This is a genomic window from Rothia sp. P4278 (assembly GCF_048512945.1).
Classification (GTDB): Bacteria; Actinomycetota; Actinomycetes; order Actinomycetales; family Micrococcaceae; genus Rothia.
Map to the genome: position 1 here is coordinate 688,153 of NZ_JBLXXU010000001.1, position 17,826 is coordinate 705,978.

Here is a 17,826-nt window from a genome sequence, read left to right on the forward strand (position 1 = left end):
TTAATATCTGTGGCGGCCCCAACGCCCAGCACCAGCCGTAACTCTAGCAAGCGGTACACAGTGCGAAGGGAATAGATTTTCTCTGGGAGCAGCCCTGACAGCGGGCTGGCTGGCATAGGAATACCGATAGACGGCGTAGCTAGAGTACGCAGGAATCGTTGTATCTATGACCGCTAACCGAAACTTTAAAAAACTAATCCGCGCCCGCATGCAGGAAACCGGGCTGAACTTTACCGCTGCCCGGCAGGGTCTGATCGATGAACTAGCTCAGCAGACAGCAGAACCCTCACTCGTAGCTCAAGCTGAACTCACCCACCAAACCGTGGTACAGCGCTTCTTCAAAGACGGGGTTCTCACAAGCTGGCCATCCAAACGCAGAACGCGGGCCCATATTCTCTTGCACCTGGTCACCTACTTTGAGCCGGGCCGAATCTACTCTGAGCCAGAGGTCAACGAGATTTTGAAAGCACTCTGGCACGATTTTGCGTTCATGCGCCGGGAGATGGTGCAATACGGCTATCTGGTGCGAAGCTCAAGCGGCAGGAGCTACCGGCTAGCTACCCAGCTTGCCGTGCGCGAAGGCACGCTCCTGCACGATGAGGCACCCGATTGGGAGGCTATCTGGTTGCCGGGTTATCTGGCTGAAAGGTAGGCAGATGACTCGCTCCACCCCTTTCAAACTGAAACTTGTCCTGGGTGCTGTTTTTCTCTCTTCGGTCAGTGAGTCCATGATCAGCATAGCTTTCGGGCTCAAGGCGGCCGCTGAGGGGCAGGCTAATCTGCTTTCAGCTCTCCTGCTAGCTTCCCTACTACCGCAGGTTCTTCTGGGTCTGTGGGGTGGCAAGCTCGCTGACACCGCTATCCGTTGGTGGTGGTGGCCGCTCGCCCTGGCCTTTCAGTCCCTTATCTATTGTGCGATAGCAGCATGGACCATCTGGCCAGCTATTATTCTGGGAACGCTCGCCGTTAGCACAGCTACCGCGCTGGTGGGGCCGGTAGCTCGCAAGCTGGCCACCCACTATTCAACCGATACCCAAGGCACAGGTTCTTGGTTGAGCATGATTGCGGGCCTTGCCGGTGTTCTGGGCCTAGCGGTGGGCGGCTTGCTGGTTGGGCAGGGGCTTGTTCAGGCGCTCCTGCTGGCCAGTTCACTGGCCCTCTTCTGTGTGGCCCTACTGGCTTTTGCGGTATCGACCCGGGACGCGCTGGTTGTGGAGGCGAGGGAAACCAAGGGCGCCCTGCTCGGTTTTAGGATATTGTCAAGCCCCCAGCTTCTGGGCGGGGCAGGCTTTCTTTTTCTGGTCTGTTGCGTTCTGGGAACATCCTTAGACGATGTGGTGTCCGTCTTTGTGCTGACCGGCTACCTGCATTTGAAGGAGACTGTCTTCGGTTTTGTTTCGGGGTGCTGGGCGCTGGGGATTATTATGGGCTCTCTTCTATCAGCTAAGATTCCGGCTCATCGCCCGGTTCTACCCTTGGTTGCCAGTGGCATGCTCATGGGTGCTGGTATTTTCAGTATTGCCTGGATTCTGCCTACGGCGCTGGGGGCGGCAGGAATCTATCTGGTAGCTGGGGCTGGCAACGGGATCTTTATCAGCCTCATGAACAGCACCATCATGAGCAGGGTAGCTGAGAACCAGCAGGGGCGAGCCTGGGCGGCCTACGGTTGGCTGGTCAAAATCTGCTTGCTCCTTGGCTACCTTGCCGGTGGCTTGTGGGGATCGACTGTCCCACGTGAGCTTATGCTGACCAGTGGCTCCATAGTTCTTGGGGCGGGCGCTTTCGCTCTAGTTATCCCCCGTTTGCGCGGGAGGGTCTAGCGTACCTGGTAGCCAGCCTCGCGGATTGCGGCTTTGACCTCGCCGATAGAGACTTCACCGAAGTGGAAGATAGAGGCGGCCAGGACAGCATCGGCCCCAGCTTCAATGGCGGGTGGGAAGTGCTCGGTCGCACCGGCGCCACCCGATGCAATCAGGGGCACCGAAACCACCTGGCGCACCGCACGAATCATGGGCAGGTCAAAGCCGGCCTTGGTGCCATCGGCATCAATAGAGTTCAGTAAGATCTCGCCTACACCGCGCTCGGCGGCCTCAGCGGCCCACTCTAACAGGTCCATGCCCGTGGACTTGCGTCCGCCGTGGGTTGTGACCTCATAGCCGCTGGGAGTCGCGTCAGATTTTTTAGCGTCCAAGGAGAGCACCAAAACTTGGGAGCCAAACCGCTCGGTAATCTCGTTGATGACCTCTGGTCGGGAGATTGCGGCGGTGTTGATGGATGCCTTATCGGCACCGGTTCGTAGGAGCCGGTCAACGTCCTGCACCGACCGTACACCGCCGCCCACTGTCAGGGGGATAAAGACCTGCTCAGCGGTTGAAGCCACCACATCAAAGGTGGTCTGGCGCTCCGATGAAGAGGCGGTAACGTCCAAGAAAGTTAGCTCGTCGGCGCCCTCGGCATTGTAGCGCTTGGCCAGTTCCACCGGGTCACCGGCATCGCGTAGGCCCTCGAATTTGACGCCCTTGACTACGCGACCAGCGTCAACGTCTAGGCAAGGAATCACACGAATAGCTACACCCACGGGTTAGCCCTTTCTTATCGGTCAGTCAATGTTTTGGTAGGCGGGCCTCGATGAGGAACCGCGCGGGGAGGTTACAGGCGGGCGGCTTGGATAGCGGTCACCAGGATTCCGCGACCGCCAATCTCATAGAGCTTATCCATCACCAGATTGGCGCTCTTGCGGGGAACCATTGAGCGGATAGCTACCCAGCCTTCCCGAGAGAGCTGTGAAATAGTGGGGGCTTCAAGACCGGGAGTGAGCTGGGTCGCCTGAGCAAGGTTTTCTTCGGCAATGTTGTAGTCAATCAGCACGTACTGGCGGGCAATCAGCACACCCTCTAGCCGGCGCTGAAGACGTTCAAGACCGGCATGGTCCTCCACACCTGGGCGTTTAATAAGCAGGGCCTCTGAGCGCATAATCGGGTCACCAAAAGGCTCAAGACCGGCGGCACGCATAGTGTTACCGGTTTCCACCACATCGGCGATAGCATCGGCAACGCCCAGGCGGATAGACGACTCGATCGCGCCGTCCAGCCTGACAACCGAAGCCTTGATACCGGAACGCTCCAGGTAGTCGGTCAGCAAACGCTTGTAAGAGGTTGCAATCCGCTTACCCTCTAGCTCTTTGGGGTCGCTGTACACTCCTACGGGACCGGCCAGGCGGAAGGTAGAACGGGCGAAGTCAAGGTTGAGGGCTTCTTCAGCGTGGGTACCAGAATCAATCAGCAGGTCCCGGCCGGTAATACCAACATCCAGGGTACCTTCGCCAACGTAAACTGCAATGTCACGGGGGCGCAGGTAGAAGAACTCCACATCATTTTCACGGTCCACCAGAACCAGCTCGCGAGAGTCACGACGCTGAAGGTAACCGGCCTCGGTCAGCATAGTAATGGCGGCTTGGGAGAGCATGCCCTTATTGGGAACAGCAACGCGCAGCATAGTCTATAGTCCTTTGCGGGTGATGAGATTTAGAGGTACTTGTAGATATCTTCGGGAGTCAGTCCCTTGGCGATCATCATGACCTGCAAATGGTAAATCAGTTGTGAGGCTTCTTCAGCACATTCGGCGTCGGATTGGAATTCGGCAGCCATCCATACTTCTGCCGCTTCTTCAACAATTTTCTTGCCGATAAAGTGTACACCGCGGTCCAGCTCGGCAACCGTGCCGGAGCCTTCAGGCCGGGTTTGAGCTTTTTCAGCTAATTCTACGAACAGGGTTTCAAAATTCTTCACGCCCTCTAGCCTACCGCGCCTACCACTCTCAGCCGTAACCGAATTAATACAATTTTGCTTTACTGCCCGATATCTGTCTGTGAGAGACAGGGTACGCATCATGAGTTACACATCAATAAGATAGGCATAAATCAACGCACCCTGCATTCCTCTCAGGAACCCAACATCCCATCTACTTCTGGGGGCAGGGAGTCCAGGTTTTCCCACCGGGGGCGTAACACCGAGGGCCGGTATAACCGGGATAAGGTTCTTGGGCAGGAGCAGGAGGCTCCTGTGATTGAGCCGGGTGCGGTTCGGGGTTCGGATTGGGCGCCGGAGCCGGTGGCACATACTGTTGAGCTTGCCGTTCAGCCTCAGCTTGCGCTGCCTGCTCAGCAGCAAGGCGTTCAGCCTCTAATCGAGCGGCCTGCTCAGCAGCTACCCGGTCAGCCTCAGCCTGCGCTGCCTGCTCAGCAGCAAGGCGTTCAGCCTCTAATCGAGCGGCCTGCTCAGCAGCTACCCGGTCAGCCTCAGCCTGCCTTTTTTTCTCGGCCTCGGCTTTCATATCCGCTTTCCGCTGGTCATACCGTTGTTTGGCTTTTGCTCTTAAGTGAACAACTTTATCCTTGGACTGACTCAATGATGCGGACCTAAGCAATGAAACCAAATACGTATGTGATTCATCGCCCACATTTTCATCTGAAAGGCTTATCAGCGAATCTGCTTCAGTGATGGCAGAACCTATTTCTTGTATACCTTCCGCCTTTTCAAGTGAATTGGTTACGTCGTTGATTTGGCTGGAAAGATTACAGCCAATTGACGTGTCAAAGAGTCCCCGTTGCTGGCTTTCAGCCTCCTGTTGAGCAGCAAGCACAGACTGGTAAAACTTAGAGTTAGGCTCAAACTTGACAGCCACACCCAAACCTTTGCGGGCTATTTCGGCGTTAACGAACTCACCTCCGTCTTTATAAACCCCAGCAAGCGTCCGCCCATATTTATCAATTTTTTCAACATCAAATTCAAGGGTCACACGGCTACCTTCAGGCAGCATCTCTTCCAGGTATTCAGTGGCTTCAGGCCCCAGACACTCGACGATTTTATTGGGGTGCTTTGTCTCTGGAGTATCGACATTCAACAACCTGACTCTTGTGTCTTGACCCTTGTAGGAGACATCAAAAGTGTCGCCATCGACGACCCTCTTCACTATAGCTGAATCATCTTGCGTGCTCGCCTCACCGGAAGAGCACCCAGCGAACCCTAACGATGCAATGGAAGCCAAAGCTATCGCTCTGAAAAAAATTACCTGTCTCAAGTCTTATTCCTTCTACGGTTGTGAACACCGACCCAATAGCCACTAGAAATTATATATTTACAAGTTACCCATCGGTATCTAGTTCAAGTATGACATGCGGTGGGCATCAGAGCTTGCAGGACTGGAATTCACCACAGGGCCATCATCAGAGGAGCAGAGAGCGTTATCTTTCCAAGAGCACTAAGCCGTATCTCTTTATTCACAGGAAAACTGACCTCATTAAGGGTATGAAAACGTTCAGGGCAAGAAGTTCAGCAGGTGCCCTCGGGCACGTCAAGCCCTGATAGGGAAATCTTCTAACTCATTTCTTGCGCATTGGTTGCGCTCACCAGTTTGCGCAGGGCGACCACGGTTTCTAATGCGGCGGCGGTAGCTTCATAGCCCTTATCCTCTGATGAGCCAGCAAGCCCCGCCCGGTCCAGGCCCTGCTGTTCGGTATGGCAGGTCAAAACACCAAAGCCAATAGGGGTCTTGCTCTCAACAGATACCTTGGTCAGACCGCTGGTCGCGGCATCACAAACGTAGTCAAAGTGCGGGGTATCACCGCGCACTACAACGCCCAGGGCCACAAGAGCATCAAACTTCTCCGCCAAGTGAGCGGCAGCTACCGGCAGCTCAAAGGTGCCCGGAACGCGCACGATCAGGGGCTCAATTCCCGCCTCCTGGGCCGCACGGCGGGCGCCATCAAGCAGTCCGTCCATGATCTGGGTGTGCCAGGAGGCGGCAACGATAGCCAGGGACAGCCCGGCGGTGTCCTGGGGGTTAATGGTGGGTGTAGGTGCTCCTGCGCCACTCATGGTGTTCTCCTTGCTTGGGGCCTTCGGTTCTGCCTGCTTAGGGGCAGGCACTCTCTTAGTTCTTGTTTTGAAGTCTATCGGCCATTGAGCCCTACAGGGCTGGGGCTAGGCCAGGCGGTGCCGCATACGGTCGCGCTTGGTCGCTAGGTAGCCCTCGTTTTCGGGGCGGGGTTCAACAATGTCAGGTACCAGTTCAAGCACCCGCACACCCAGCGCTTCCAGGGCTTCTGCTTTGGCTGGGTTATTGCTGAGCAGACGTATCTGGGTAAGCCCCAGGCTTGTGAGGACCGTGGCGGCCTGGGTGTAGTCGCGGGCATCTGCGGGCAAGCCCAGCTGAAGGTTGGCGTCCAGGGTATCTATCCCCCGGTCTTGTAGGGCATAAGCCCGAAGCTTGTTAACCAGCCCGATGCCCCGGCCCTCCTGCCCGCGTAGGTAGAGAACAGCCCCGCCCTGACGCTGGACGGTCTCTAGCGCCTGTTCTAGCTGGGGTCCGCAATCACAGCGGTAGGACCCCAGCAAATCGCCGGTAGCGCACTCTGAGTGAAGCCGGATGAGTGGGGAGCTCTCCCCCGTTTTCTCATTCCCGTCAGCATCAACGGCTGTGGCCAGCATGTGTTCGTTACCATCTGAAAATTCAAAGCCGCGCACAGCAAAAATACCCTGCGCAGTGGGCACCAGAACAGGGTCGCTGCTCTGGATCAGTTCAGCTATTTTACTGTTCAAAGGTGTCACGTTCCTCTAGGTAGCTCACGAGATCAGCGATTGAAATCATGGGCATCTTGTGCTGGGTGGCAAATGCGCGCAGGCCATCAAAGCGCATCATGGTGCCATCGTCGTTCACTACTTCTGCGATAACGCCAACACCCGATAGGCCAGCGAGGGTGCTCAGTTCAAGGGCGGCTTCGGTGTGTCCAGGGCGCACGCGCACGCCTCCTTCTACCGCCCGGAGCGGCAGAACGTGGCCGGGGCGGGTCAGGTCAAGCGCTCCAGACTCGGGGTTTGCAAGTACTCGTAGGGTGTGGGCTCGATCAGCCGCTGAGATGCCGGTGGTCACCTTGTACCGTGCATCGCAGGTGACGGTGTAGGCGGTGCCCTTAGCGTCCTCGTTGACCTCTACCATAGGGGGCAAATTGAGTAGGTCAGCACGCTCACCGCTCATCGGGGCACAAATCACGCCGGAAGTATAGCGAATGGTGAAGGCCAGGAGCTCAGGGGTGGCATGTTCGGCGGCAAAGATGATATCACCTTCGTTTTCGCGGTCTTCGTCATCTACAACGATCACGGCCCCTCCACGAGCGATTTCTGCGATGGCTCGTTCAACGGTATCGAGGGCCTCGGTAGGGTGGGCCGATGAAGCAGCCGGGACGGGGGCAGCTATACCCAGGCCCGGCACAGAACCGGAAACAGCCAGAATTCGCTGGACATACTTGGCCAGCGCATCGGTTTCCAGGTTGACGGTATCACCCACGGTGAGTTCGCCCAGGGTGGTTGCTTCAAGGGTGGCAGGAATCAGGCCCACTTCAAACCAGGTGGTGTCCGCCTGGGGTTGGGAAACAGCGGTGATGGTCAGGGAAGCGCCAGATACGGTAATGGAGCCCTTTTCTGTCAGGTAGGAGGCCATATCACGGGGTGCCCTAATCCGGATGGTCCGCCAGGACTCGTGGTCCTGAACCAGCACAACGGTGCCCAGCCCGTCAACGTGTCCTTGCACTAGGTGCCCGTCAAAGCGACCGTTGGCGGGCATACAGCGTTCCAGGTTGACCCGGTCGCCGGGGGCCAACCTGCCTAGGTTGGTGCGCTCTAGGGTTTCGCCCATCATGTCAGCAGCAAAGCTACCCTTGGCAATTTCCTGGGTGCGGGTGGCAGTCAGACACACGCCGTTGACGGCTAAGGAACCGCCGTGCTCAAGGTCAGCGATAAGATCGCCCGCCTTGATTGTGACCACCGCGGATTTGGGGCGGCCTGCTGAGTCGAGGACCGGTTCAATGGATTCTACGGTTCCTGTTGCGGCAATAATTCCTGTAAACATGAGGGGTCTTTCGGGCTGGTTGGAAAGTTCGGCTAGGTAAAAAGTCTTAGTGCGGGGTCTGAGAGGACGGTACCAGGTGGGTTGCTGTGTCGACGCCAAGCTGTCGCAGGGCTGGGGACATGCCCAGGTCATCGAGCTCCCAACGGGCCGCCCGGCTCAGGGTGTCGATGCCCAGCTCCCCTAGAGCAGGTTTCCCCGCGCCCAGGAGCAGGGGCGCCCGGTACCAGTAGAGTTCGTCCACCAGGTCCTGAGCCATGCAGGCAGTCAGCAGGGTGGGGCCGCCCTCAATCATGAGGTGACGGACTCCCTGCCTGTAGAGGTCTGAGAAAACCTCGGTTAGTTCACGCCTACGGTAGTGCAGGGCTTGACCTGCCGCTACCGCAGATTGCAGGTAGCTAGCGTCAGGCAGTGAGCTGCGCCCAATGACGACGCGCAGGGGCTGGCGCTCTGATAGTCGGCCCTGATGAGCACGGGCGGTGAGCTGGGGGTTGTCAGCCGCAACGGTTGCGGTACCGACAGCAATGGCGTCTACCCGGCTTCTCAGGGTGTGCCCGTCCTGGCGGGCCTCTGGGCCGGTAATCCACTGGCTGGTCCCGTCGCCGGCCGCGATAAAGCCGTCCAAACTACTGGCAATTTTTGCGGTGACGAAGGGGCGACCGGCTACCTGGGCCTGGAACCAGCGCCTGTTGAGGGCAAAAGACTCCTCAGCTAAAAGCCCAGAGCCTACCGTGATTCCCTGGGAGCGCAGGTAGTCTCCCCCACCTGCGGCCAGGTCGGTGGTGTCGCTGGAGGCGTAGATGACCTCGCTGATTCCGGCTTGGGCGATAGCGTGGGTACAGGGGCCGGTGCGGCCGGTATGGTTGCAAGGTTCTAGGGTAACCAGCATACGGGCACCGGTGAGGTCGATACCGGCTGAGCGAGCCTGGGCAATAGCGTGGGCCTCGGCGTGCGGGGTTCCGGCCCCTCGGTGCCAGCCAGTCACTAGATGGTGACCATCGGCGGATAGGATGACTGCGCCGACCAGAGGGTTGGCGCCCCGAAGGCCCCGCCGTGCAGCCGCAAGCGCCAACCGCATGGCCTGCACCTTGCCCACATGCGTCATTTTCGGACATCCACTGTGGGGTCAGGGAAGATAGTTTCTAGTTCCACCCGGTCTGCCTCGCGGTTGCGGGTTCGCCACCAGATAAAGAAACCGGTTAGTGTGAAAGCACCGTAGAAAATATACATGAAGGCGCTGGCGTAGTAACCGGCTGACCAGAGCAGAGGAACACCGACGATATCGACAGCTACCCAGACCAGCCAGAACTCAACCCACCCCTTAGCCATGCCGAAGGTTGCTAGCAGGGAGCCGGTGAAGATCCAGGCGTCGGACCAGACTGGCTCATAGGAGCCCAGCGCTCGGAATACCGGGGTCAGTAAGCCTGTTCCCAGGATCATAAAAAGCACCATAAAAATTCGTTCCCGGCCACTGGCCCAGCGCGGTGATACAGCTGACTGGTTCGCCCCCAGGCCCCTGCGGGTTTGGCTCCACCGGTACCAGCCCCAGATGGATACCGCGATAAACATGAGCTGTCGGCCTGCTTGGCCTAAGAGATTAGCAGTACCGTAGTCAGACCCGAAGACTGTGCCCAAAAAGACAGTGAGCAAGAGCAGATTACCTATAATGCCTACCGGCCAGGCCCAAACTTTACGGCGCATACCGCCCAGGGCAGACAGCAGGCCAAAAATATTTCCGAGGACTTCGCGCACCAAGAGTGACTGGTGATCGCCAAGGGCAATCTGTGCGTCGAAGAGCCACCGCAAGAGATCCATAAAAACTCCCGAAGCTAGTGGCTCCGGGAGAACAAAACCAGGTGTGCCCTGCACAGGTGCGCCAAGATAGTGCCTGCCAGGGCAGGTCTTCTTTGCACCCGAACGGGTACGGCAGACGGCACGGGGGCCGTCTCGACGGTTTGCTCGTGCTACCTTCCATCCAGACTGTACTGTCGGTACAGGAGTTTCACCTGTCAGGTCCCTACCCCAAAGGGGCTAAGGATTAGCGGACTATCACCGCCGGTTCGGATTTTCACCGGGTCCCGGAGCACGATGTTTTATTACTGTTCAAGTTATAGCACGTACGGGGCTGTCTTGGGTACCTGTTTGCTGACCGCCGAACTCAGCTCGACTAGGCGGCTCTAAACGGGCAGGGCAGATAAGAGGTCGGCTTGCTAGGATAGGTGAAGATTTTTTCTCTCCCCAGTGAAGGGTAAAGCCCATGAGCGATACAAAACCCGCTAACGTCCAAAAACGCGATACCACCTTTAAGCAGGAGCACGGGGCAGTTGCTCATCTGCTTAAGCGCAAGCCGGAACAGGCCATTGCCCGTGCTGTTCGCGGTGCACAGAAGCTCTTGGACGAAGCCCAAAACAAGCAGGCTCTTAACGTGCTCACTCTGGTCAAGCCCATTCTGGCCAAGCGCCCCGAGGCTGAGCAGACCGAGTACTGGATGATGCTGGCTACCATTCATCAGGCGATGGGTAACCCGTTAGCGGCCCAGCGGGCAGAGGAAAACATCAGGGCGTAGCACACCAGCAGGGAAGTCTGGACGCATGGGAGATAATCTACATCTATCTGTGGATAAGTTACCCCCGGAGGCAATAACTATGTCACAACCGAGTCATAAATAGCTTAGTTTTCCCATGTCACTAGCGCTTATGCGGCTCCTTGAGTAAGAAGAAGGTACAGCCTGTTTTGGTTGTATCAGATTCTTCTACCAGTGTTTAAGGAGCCCGCAATGACCGCTTCCCTGTTTCCTTCCGCCGCCCTAGGGTTTGCTCTCGTACTCAGCCTGAGCGGGTGCGTTCTTCAAGCCCCTCAGCCAGAGAAGACTGGCTATCAAAAAGCTGAGCAAAGCACCAGCTCAACCCCATCAGCCAGTTCAAGCCCCAGCCCCCAAAGCACGCTAGGGACCCAGCCCTCTGCCTCACCCCATAATTCAGCAGGCAGGGTGACTCCTTCACAATCAGTATCACCCCGGTTGCACGGCAAAACCACCGAAGGCCCCAAAACCGAGCTGGCCCCACCGGTAGCAGACCCCGGTGCTCGCCAACAAACCGCAGATGGGCTTTATCTCTTTGCCGAGCACTGGGCCGCAACCTTCAACTACGCGGTCGAGACGGGTGACTTCAAGCCCCTTGAAGATACACTTTCACCCAGAGTCAGCCCCCGGTGGTCAGAGATTATTGCATCGCGTAAGGACGTCTACACCATCAAGGGGTGGATTGAAGGCAACACGATGTCTATATCTCGGCTCAACTCTCCCCTAGCCGATGTGGGCAAGGGGGCCCAAGGTATGGTCATCAGCCTTGAGCTTACAGACGGCCTCATGCGCGGGACAGACCCGCGAACAGGAAGGGAATACACCTACGACATCGAGGGTGACCCCGCCATGGAAGTCGTATTTATTGCTGAGTACATCGAGGGCAACTGGAAATTCATTACCACCACCGAGGGCAGTAAACCTGGGCAGTAAAAAACTGAACCTGTGGCCTAGGCACTATGAGCTTGGGGGCAGTTTCTGAAGCAAGTCCTGGACAAACTCAGCGGCCTCTATGTCACCGGCCGCACGGTAGTGCTCTGTAGCTGCTCGCAGGTGTTCTTCGGCCCGCTCTGAATTCCCCTGCTGGGCAATAACCAGGGCTAGAAGCTGGTGAGTCTCCCCCAAGCCCACCAGGTCATTGTGTTCGCGGGCAAGGTCTAGTGCCTCGGTGAGGTAGTTCAGAGCTTGTTGCTCTTCACCGGTTGCCAGAAGCCCCTGGGCCATAGCACTACGTACCTGCACCATTTGCTGGGGCATACCAGCCTGACGGTAGAGCCCATAGGCGGTTTCTAAAAGCTCCTGGGCCTGGCTCTCTTGCGAACCGTAGCGCGCTAAACCCGCTAAAGCCAGGTAATTATGAGCCTGCCCTTGGACGTTACCGGAGGACTCGTAGCCGCCTAGCCCCTGAGCGTACCATTGCTTAGCTTTTTCAAGCTGCCCCAGCTCCGCATAGATTGAACCCGTTTCTGTGGCAAAATCCGGGAGTTGTTCGGCATGGGGTTTCTTCTCAGCCAGTAGAGTGTAAGCCTCTTTAACCTGCTCCAGAGCGCCATCAAGCCTGCCTAGATCGCGGTTAACCTCGCTTGAGATTTTAAGGGCAAGAATCAGGCCAAAGACTTCGCCGGCATTCTCAAACCCAGCGCTGGCTTCACGCAGGTCAGCCAGAGCTTCTTCCAGACGTTTCTGGCTGATTTTTTCCTGCGCCCGTGAGAGCGCAGCATCAGCTTGGGTCAGAAGGTGTGTTTGGCTACTCATTATTTTCCCTTCATTTATGCTTGCGGGCTGAGACTTGCCGCCCGGCGCAGCCCGGCAATAGCGGCGGGGATGTCGTCGGCCCCATAGACCGAAGAACCAGCCACAAAGCAGGTGGCACCGGCTTCTGCCGCGCGTAGGATCGTTTCGGTGGTTATCCCGCCGTCAACCTGTAGCACCAGGTCAGCGCCTGAGCCATCAATAGCGGCGGCCGCACGTCGAATCTTGGGCAGAGTAAGGTCCAAGAAGGGCTGGCCGCCGAAGCCGGGCTCGACCGTCATAATCAATAGCATATCCAGCTCGGTGAGCATATCCAGATAGGGTTCCACCCCGGTGGCCGGGCGCAGAGCCATACCGGCCTGTGCCCCGGACTCACGCAGGGTACGAGCCAGCTTAATCGGGGCGGTAGCCGCCTCAGCGTGGAAGGTCACCGATTCACAGCCCACTTGGGCGTAGGCGGGAGCCCAGCGATCAGCGTCATCAATCATCAGGTGCACATCAAACGGCACCGGGGAAACCTCTTTGAGCCTCTTCACCACGGGTAGGCCCCAGGTCAGGTTTGGGACAAAGTGCCCGTCCATCACATCGATGTGGGCCGCATCAGCTGAAGAAATAGCCTTGAGTTCTTCGCCCAGCCGCGAGAAGTCTGCACTCAGAATAGACGGGTGAATATGGCAGGTCATGAAGTCTCCTCGGTCAAGATGATGTGCTGTTTCCATGCTAGTGCCTTGAGCGCCTGAAGCAGTAAAGATAATCACCATCACAGTCTCAGCGGCCTGTATGTGTAGGGGCTTACAGCTCCCTCACAGCTAAAATATACTGGCTTCTTCTCGCAAAGGTTAGGAAAATGATGAACTCGGTTCTGCTTGCAGTACTCGTGATGCTTGTCCTCTCCGCGGCCCGTGTGCATGTTGTCCTAGCGCTCTTTATTGGTGCGCTGGTGGGTGGTTTGTTCGGCGGGCTCGGTTTCGATGGAACCATGGTGGCCTATCAGGAGGGCCTCTCCGGCGGAGCCATGCTTGCTCTCTCCTATGCCCTACTGGGTGCATTCGCTATGGCAGTGTCCAGCTCAGGGCTACCCCAGTTACTTGCTGGATCAATTATTAACCGGGTGGGTGTCCAAAGCGCTCAAGGAAAAAACGGCCTTGAATTTGCCGTCAAGTGGTTCCTTCTCGCGGGGATTTTGGCCATGTCCGTAATGTCTCAGAATCTTATTCCCGTGCATATCGCTTTTATCCCTCTGGTTATTCCGCCGCTCTTAGCTGTTTTTAACCGTCTGCATATTGACCGCCGTCTGCTGGCCTGTGTGATCACTTTCGGTTTGGTGACAACCTATATGTTCCTACCGGTTGGTTTTGGCGCTATCTTCCTCAATGACATTCTGCTGGGCAATATCAAGTTGGCAGGTATGTCCACAGACGGTATTAATGTCATGCAAGCGATGATGATTCCTGCCGCCGGTATGGTTTTCGGTCTGCTCCTTGCTATTTTCTTCTCTTACCGCAAACCCCGAATCTACCGTGATGTTGACATTGATTCTGCATCACAGGCTTCCCAGGAGATCAGCACATTCAAGGTCCTTGTTGCTCTGATTGCTATTGTTGCGACCTTCGCAGTGCAGGTTCTTATGCAGAGCATGGAGACCGAGGCTAACTCACTTCTGGTCGGAGCACTTGTTGGCTTGACAATTTTCATGGTGACCGGCGCGGTTGAGTGGCGCAAGGCTGATGATGTCTTTACGTCCGGTATGCGCATGATGGCGCTGATCGGCTTCATCATGATTTCAGCACAGGGTTTTGCCTCCGTTATCTCAGAAACCGGTGACGTTGAGCCGCTGGTCTCATTTGTTGCCGATGTCTTCGCAGGTAACAGGGCCGCGGCTGCTCTAGCTATGCTAGTTGTCGGTCTTATTGTGACCATGGGTATTGGTTCTTCTTTCTCAACCTTGCCCATTATCGCCACCATCTACGTGCCGCTGTGCCTTGCCTTGGGATTCTCGCCACTTGCGACGGTATCTATCATCGGTACCGCAGGTGCGCTTGGTGATGCCGGTTCCCCAGCCTCTGACTCAACCCTGGGACCCACTTCCGGTCTGAATGTTGATGGTCAGCACGACCATATTCGAGACACCGTCATTCCCACTTTCTTGCACTATAACCTGCCACTACTGGGCGCAGGCTGGGTCGCGGCCATGATTCTGTAAAAACCTTACCTCACGAGCTCAAGGGGCCGCTGCTACCATTCCGGGTAGCAGCGGCCCCTTTGCCATGCCTGCTGTAGTCTCTAAGAGCTGGCTGACTTGCGGGTTGTGAGCACCTGAATCAGGACAGGAATCAAAGAGAGCAGAATGATACCCACAACGATCAGGTCAACGTGCTCACGGATAAAGGCGATTCCTCCCAGGTAGTGACCTGCGATGGGCAGCAGGGTGCCCCAGAGGAATGCTCCGATCAGGTTCCACTTAACAAAGGTTGTGCGGGGCATCTCGTTGATGCCTGCTAAGACGGGGACGACGGTACGGACAATGGGGACAAAGCGGGCGATGACTACGGTTCGGGCACCGTATTTTGCAAAGTACTCGTGGGCCTTGTTGATGCGTTCATCGCCAATCATGCGACCAGCCCGTGAGCGCAGAACTGCCGGCCCTGTGCTCTTTCCGATCTGGTACCCGGTCTGGTCACCCACGAAACCTGCGGTGACGGTCACCAAAAGTAGGGCCCATAGAGGTGCAATTTTGGTCTCGCCGCTAGTCATGAGCCCTGCGATAAACAGGAGCGAGTCGCCGGGCAGGAAGAAGCCAATCAGCAGGCCGGTCTCGGCGAAAAGAACCAGCGCAATGCCAATGAGGCCGAACGTGGTTATGAGATGCTGGGGGTCTAGTAAAGAGGACATAGATTATAGCTTTCTAAAGTGAGGGCTTACAGACCTAGTTTTTGCGAAAGAGGGCAAAGAACATAGCGTCAGTCCCGTGGATATGGGGCCAGAGCTGAGCGGTGGTTGCGCCCTGGCCTGCTCCATCAGGGCTAAAGGAGGGGTCTTTCTCCCCTGCCAGTAGGCTTTGCCCCCGGTCATCGGTCAGGGCTACCGAGGTGAGTGCGGCCCCCGAGTCGAGCAGGGTCACGTCGGTCTTACGCAGAATATCGTGCACGATGCTCTGGGTTTCTGCGGTATGTGGAGAACAGGTGACGTAGGCAATCAGACCACCGGGTCGGGTGACTTCTGCTGCGGCCTGGAAGAGCGAGAGCTGAAGGGGCAGAAGCTCAGCGATATCGCGGGGGTTCTTACGCCAGCGAGCCTCGGGACGGCGGCGCAAGGCACCTAGACCTGAGCAGGGAACATCGACCATAACACGGTCAAAAAGTGCGCTGGCTTCTGCGCTACCGGGCATTTTTTTCTGCTGGCTCAGTGTGCTGGCAATTTCCCGGCCATCACCGGTGAGCACCGTGTAGGTGCCTTCCGGAAGCGGGGCCAGAGAACGGCGGACCAGTTCGGCCCGGTGCTCAGCAGACTCGTTAGCCACCAGGGTAGCCCCGCGCTGGGCCCCCAGGGCACCGAGTAGGGCGGCTTTACCGCCGGGACCGGCGCAGAGGTCAAGCCAGCGACTGTCTGGGCCCTCCAGTGGGGCATCAGCCAGAGCACGAGCTACCAACTGTGAGCCGACGTCCTGGGCCCGAACCACACCACTGCGCACTGTCTCTAACCGGGCTAGGTCGCCCGAAGCGTAGAGGGCAGAACCTTGAACGAGCTCACCGTCGCTCGCACCGGCGGCGCGGGCCTCGTCTAGGGTCCCCAGCCCGGGTAACTCAACCAGGTTCACTACCGGTGAGAGGTTATCGGCTTCAAGCAGTTGCTCTACCTCACTGGGCGCACGGCCGTGGGCAGCAAGGGCCTGACGGAAGGACCGGACGACCCAGGCCGGGTGGGACTTCTCCAGGGCCAGACGGGTCAGCTCGTCGGGTGCCTGAGAGGCAATCAGTTCGTGCCATTCCTCGGGGCTCCGTTCTGAGACCCGGCGCAAGACCGCATTGACGAAGTTGGCAGGGCCGGTACCGATTTCGGAACGGGCCAGTGCAACGGTCTGGTTGAGAGCGGCATGATCGGGCACTCGCATGGCCATGAGCTGGTGAACTCCCAAACGGAGGACCAAGAGAATCTTGGTACCGATTTTTTCCACCGGACGGTCAACACAGTGGGCCAGAATCGCATCATAGGTTCCCTGATTACGCAAGGTTCCGTAGGTCAGCTCGGTGGCAAAGCCAGCATCACGGGCATCGAGCCGTGCAGTGCGGATAGCTTTGGGCAAAACCAGATTAGCGTAAGAGTCCTCATGGGCTACAGCCAGCAATACCTGGTAGGCGACGGCGCGGGCCTTATCAGCTCTGCGGGCGCGCTGTGAGGGCGCGGCATCAGAAAAGACGCGGTCTTTGACGGCCTTCCGGTTGCGTTCACGGCCCTTAGCATTACGGCGGCTCTCCTTGTCGTGTGCGCTGTTTTCCTGTGCAGGACGCCCACGGTAGGAACCACTCGTGTTACCGGTCTGGGGCCCGGCATTTCGTTTGCCGCGGGAGCCGCGCGGGTTGGGGGTGCCGCCTCGGTTGGCTGAGCTAGGACGGCCTTTACCGTGACCGCGTGCTGCGCGGGGTGCGTCATGGGCACTCATACCAAAACTACTTTCTGATCATTGATAGCCGCGCTTTGGCCTCGTGCCCAGTCGGCGGCGTTCATCATCTTCTTCCCGGCAGGTTGGACCTGGGTAAGTTCAAGGCTACCGTCACCACAGGTGACAACGGGTTTCTTGCCCGCAAGGTGGACTGTGCCTGGTGTCCCTCGAGTGGGAGCTTCTGAGCGGCGAAGCATGCCAATCTTGAAGCGGGCACCGCCAAGCTCCGCCCATGCCCCAGGTTCGGGTGTTACGCCGCTTACCTGAGCTAGAATCTGGCCGGTGGTGCGGCTGAAGTCAATTTTTCCGTCGGCGATGGTGAGCTTGGCAGCGTGTGTTGCCTGCCCGGTTTGGGGCTGGCCGGTAGCACCCTCAGCGATGTCTGCAAAGGTAGCAGAGAGCAGGGCTCCGCCGGTAGCCGCGAGCCGGTTCAGGATATCACCGGCGGTATCAAACTCACCCACAGGTGTTGACTCCTGACGGAAGACCGGGCCGGTATCCAGGCCTGCCTCAATACGGAAAGTATTCGAGAAGATTTCGCTTTCCCCGGCCATCAGCGCCCGCTGAACCGGTGCGGCACCGCGCCAGTTAGGAAGCGCGGAAAAGTGGAGGTTAATCCAGCCGTGGGGAAGAAGGTCCAGCGCTCGCTGAGGGAGCAGGACTCCAAAGGCAACAACAGCCGCAATCTCCGCCCCGGTGTCAGCTACAGCAGCGTGAATCTCGTCGTCCCAGCGGCTGGCCTTAATAACGGGTACTCCCAGCTCCTGAGCACGCTGGGCTACGGGTGAGGGAGTAAGAACCCTCTTACGCCCCACCGGAGCATCTTCGCGGGTCAGCACAGCAACAACGTCGTGCCCAGCTTGGAGCAGGGCATCAAGCGGGGCAACCGCGAGTTCAGGCGTGCCAGCGTATAAAACCTTCATATCAACTT

The 17,826-nt window shown here is 57.6% G+C and carries 19 protein-coding genes and 1 riboswitch; of the genes, 5 read left to right on the plus strand and 14 right to left on the minus strand.

Annotated features, from left to right (window positions below):
- Positions 1-166: 166 nt before the first annotated feature.
- Positions 167-652 carry a DUF2087 domain-containing protein gene (locus ACN085_RS03110; protein ID WP_419104330.1) on the plus strand — a complete coding sequence of 162 codons (486 nt, stop codon included), beginning with the start codon at positions 167-169 and terminating at the stop codon, positions 650-652.
- Positions 653-656: 4 nt separating this feature from the next.
- A complete protein-coding gene (locus ACN085_RS03115) occupies positions 657-1,820 on the plus strand; it encodes an MFS transporter (protein WP_419110570.1) in 1,164 nt (387 codons plus the stop codon).
- Here ACN085_RS03115 and hisF read toward each other — a convergent pair.
- From hisF to pnuC, 9 genes are all read right to left on the minus strand, one after another.
- Entirely contained in the window at positions 1,817-2,578 is a 762-nt protein-coding gene (gene hisF, locus ACN085_RS03120; protein ID WP_419110571.1) for an imidazole glycerol phosphate synthase subunit HisF, read from the minus strand. The genes ACN085_RS03115 and hisF overlap by 4 nt on opposite strands.
- A gap of 71 nt (positions 2,579-2,649) precedes the next feature.
- Positions 2,650-3,495, minus strand: a complete 846-nt coding sequence (gene hisG, locus ACN085_RS03125) for an ATP phosphoribosyltransferase (protein ID WP_419100468.1) — start codon at positions 3,493-3,495, stop codon at positions 2,650-2,652.
- Between the two features lie 29 nt (positions 3,496-3,524).
- The gene (locus ACN085_RS03130; protein WP_419110572.1) at positions 3,525-3,788 is read right to left on the minus strand and encodes a phosphoribosyl-ATP diphosphatase; all 264 of its coding nucleotides are present in this window, start codon (positions 3,786-3,788) and stop codon (positions 3,525-3,527) included.
- A 172-nt stretch (positions 3,789-3,960) separates the two neighbouring features.
- Positions 3,961-4,971 (minus strand): thermonuclease family protein, encoded by a 1,011-nt coding sequence (locus ACN085_RS03135; protein WP_419110573.1) that lies wholly within the window; start codon positions 4,969-4,971, stop codon positions 3,961-3,963.
- A gap of 404 nt (positions 4,972-5,375) precedes the next feature.
- Positions 5,376-5,876 (minus strand): 6,7-dimethyl-8-ribityllumazine synthase, encoded by a 501-nt coding sequence (gene ribH, locus ACN085_RS03140; protein WP_419110574.1) that lies wholly within the window; start codon positions 5,874-5,876, stop codon positions 5,376-5,378.
- A 105-nt stretch (positions 5,877-5,981) separates the two neighbouring features.
- Entirely contained in the window at positions 5,982-6,599 is a 618-nt protein-coding gene (locus ACN085_RS03145; RefSeq protein ID WP_419110575.1) for a GTP cyclohydrolase II, read from the minus strand.
- Positions 6,589-7,905, minus strand: coding sequence for a 3,4-dihydroxy-2-butanone-4-phosphate synthase (gene ribB, locus ACN085_RS03150; RefSeq protein ID WP_419110576.1), 1,317 nt, complete (start codon positions 7,903-7,905; stop codon positions 6,589-6,591). Before ribB ends, ACN085_RS03145 begins: the two co-directional genes overlap by 11 nt.
- A gap of 46 nt (positions 7,906-7,951) precedes the next feature.
- The gene (gene ribD / locus ACN085_RS03155; RefSeq protein ID WP_419110577.1) at positions 7,952-8,980 is read right to left on the minus strand and encodes a bifunctional diaminohydroxyphosphoribosylaminopyrimidine deaminase/5-amino-6-(5-phosphoribosylamino)uracil reductase RibD; all 1,029 of its coding nucleotides are present in this window, start codon (positions 8,978-8,980) and stop codon (positions 7,952-7,954) included.
- 23 nt (positions 8,981-9,003) lie between these two features.
- Complete coding sequence (gene pnuC, locus ACN085_RS03160) at positions 9,004-9,717, minus strand: nicotinamide riboside transporter PnuC (protein ID WP_419104324.1); 714 nt, start codon at positions 9,715-9,717, stop codon at positions 9,004-9,006.
- A gap of 143 nt (positions 9,718-9,860) precedes the next feature.
- Positions 9,861-9,992, minus strand: a riboswitch (FMN riboswitch).
- A 167-nt stretch (positions 9,993-10,159) separates the two neighbouring features.
- Here pnuC and ACN085_RS03165 point away from each other — a divergent pair.
- Both ACN085_RS03165 and ACN085_RS03170 read left to right on the plus strand, forming a co-directional pair.
- The gene (locus tag ACN085_RS03165) at positions 10,160-10,468 is read left to right on the plus strand and encodes a hypothetical protein (protein WP_419100475.1); all 309 of its coding nucleotides are present in this window, start codon (positions 10,160-10,162) and stop codon (positions 10,466-10,468) included.
- A 210-nt stretch (positions 10,469-10,678) separates the two neighbouring features.
- Positions 10,679-11,416, plus strand: coding sequence for a DUF6318 family protein (locus ACN085_RS03170; protein ID WP_419110578.1), 738 nt, complete (start codon positions 10,679-10,681; stop codon positions 11,414-11,416).
- Between the two features lie 24 nt (positions 11,417-11,440).
- Here the strand turns inward: ACN085_RS03170 and ACN085_RS03175 are convergent, their stop codons facing one another.
- Entirely contained in the window at positions 11,441-12,238 is a 798-nt protein-coding gene (locus tag ACN085_RS03175; RefSeq protein WP_419110579.1) for a hypothetical protein, read from the minus strand.
- Between the two features lie 14 nt (positions 12,239-12,252).
- Positions 12,253-12,918, minus strand: a complete 666-nt coding sequence (gene rpe, locus ACN085_RS03180; RefSeq protein ID WP_419110700.1) for a ribulose-phosphate 3-epimerase — start codon at positions 12,916-12,918, stop codon at positions 12,253-12,255.
- A 164-nt stretch (positions 12,919-13,082) separates the two neighbouring features.
- Between rpe and ACN085_RS03185 the strand changes: the two genes are divergently transcribed.
- Entirely contained in the window at positions 13,083-14,438 is a 1,356-nt protein-coding gene (locus tag ACN085_RS03185) for a Na+/H+ antiporter family protein (protein ID WP_419104321.1), read from the plus strand.
- Between the two features lie 80 nt (positions 14,439-14,518).
- On the opposite strand, the gene ACN085_RS03190 is transcribed toward ACN085_RS03185, so the two are convergent.
- Genes ACN085_RS03190 through fmt form a run of 3 tightly spaced genes read right to left on the minus strand, consistent with a single transcriptional unit; the run spans position 14,519 to position 17,818 of the window.
- Positions 14,519-15,127, minus strand: a complete 609-nt coding sequence (locus ACN085_RS03190) for a DedA family protein (RefSeq protein WP_419100479.1) — start codon at positions 15,125-15,127, stop codon at positions 14,519-14,521.
- Positions 15,128-15,161: 34 nt separating this feature from the next.
- Positions 15,162-16,895, minus strand: a complete 1,734-nt coding sequence (locus tag ACN085_RS03195; RefSeq protein WP_419110580.1) for an RsmB/NOP family class I SAM-dependent RNA methyltransferase — start codon at positions 16,893-16,895, stop codon at positions 15,162-15,164.
- Positions 16,892-17,818, minus strand: a complete 927-nt coding sequence (gene fmt, locus ACN085_RS03200; protein WP_419100481.1) for a methionyl-tRNA formyltransferase — start codon at positions 17,816-17,818, stop codon at positions 16,892-16,894. Before fmt ends, ACN085_RS03195 begins: the two co-directional genes overlap by 4 nt.
- Between the last annotated feature and the right edge of the window lie 8 nt (positions 17,819-17,826).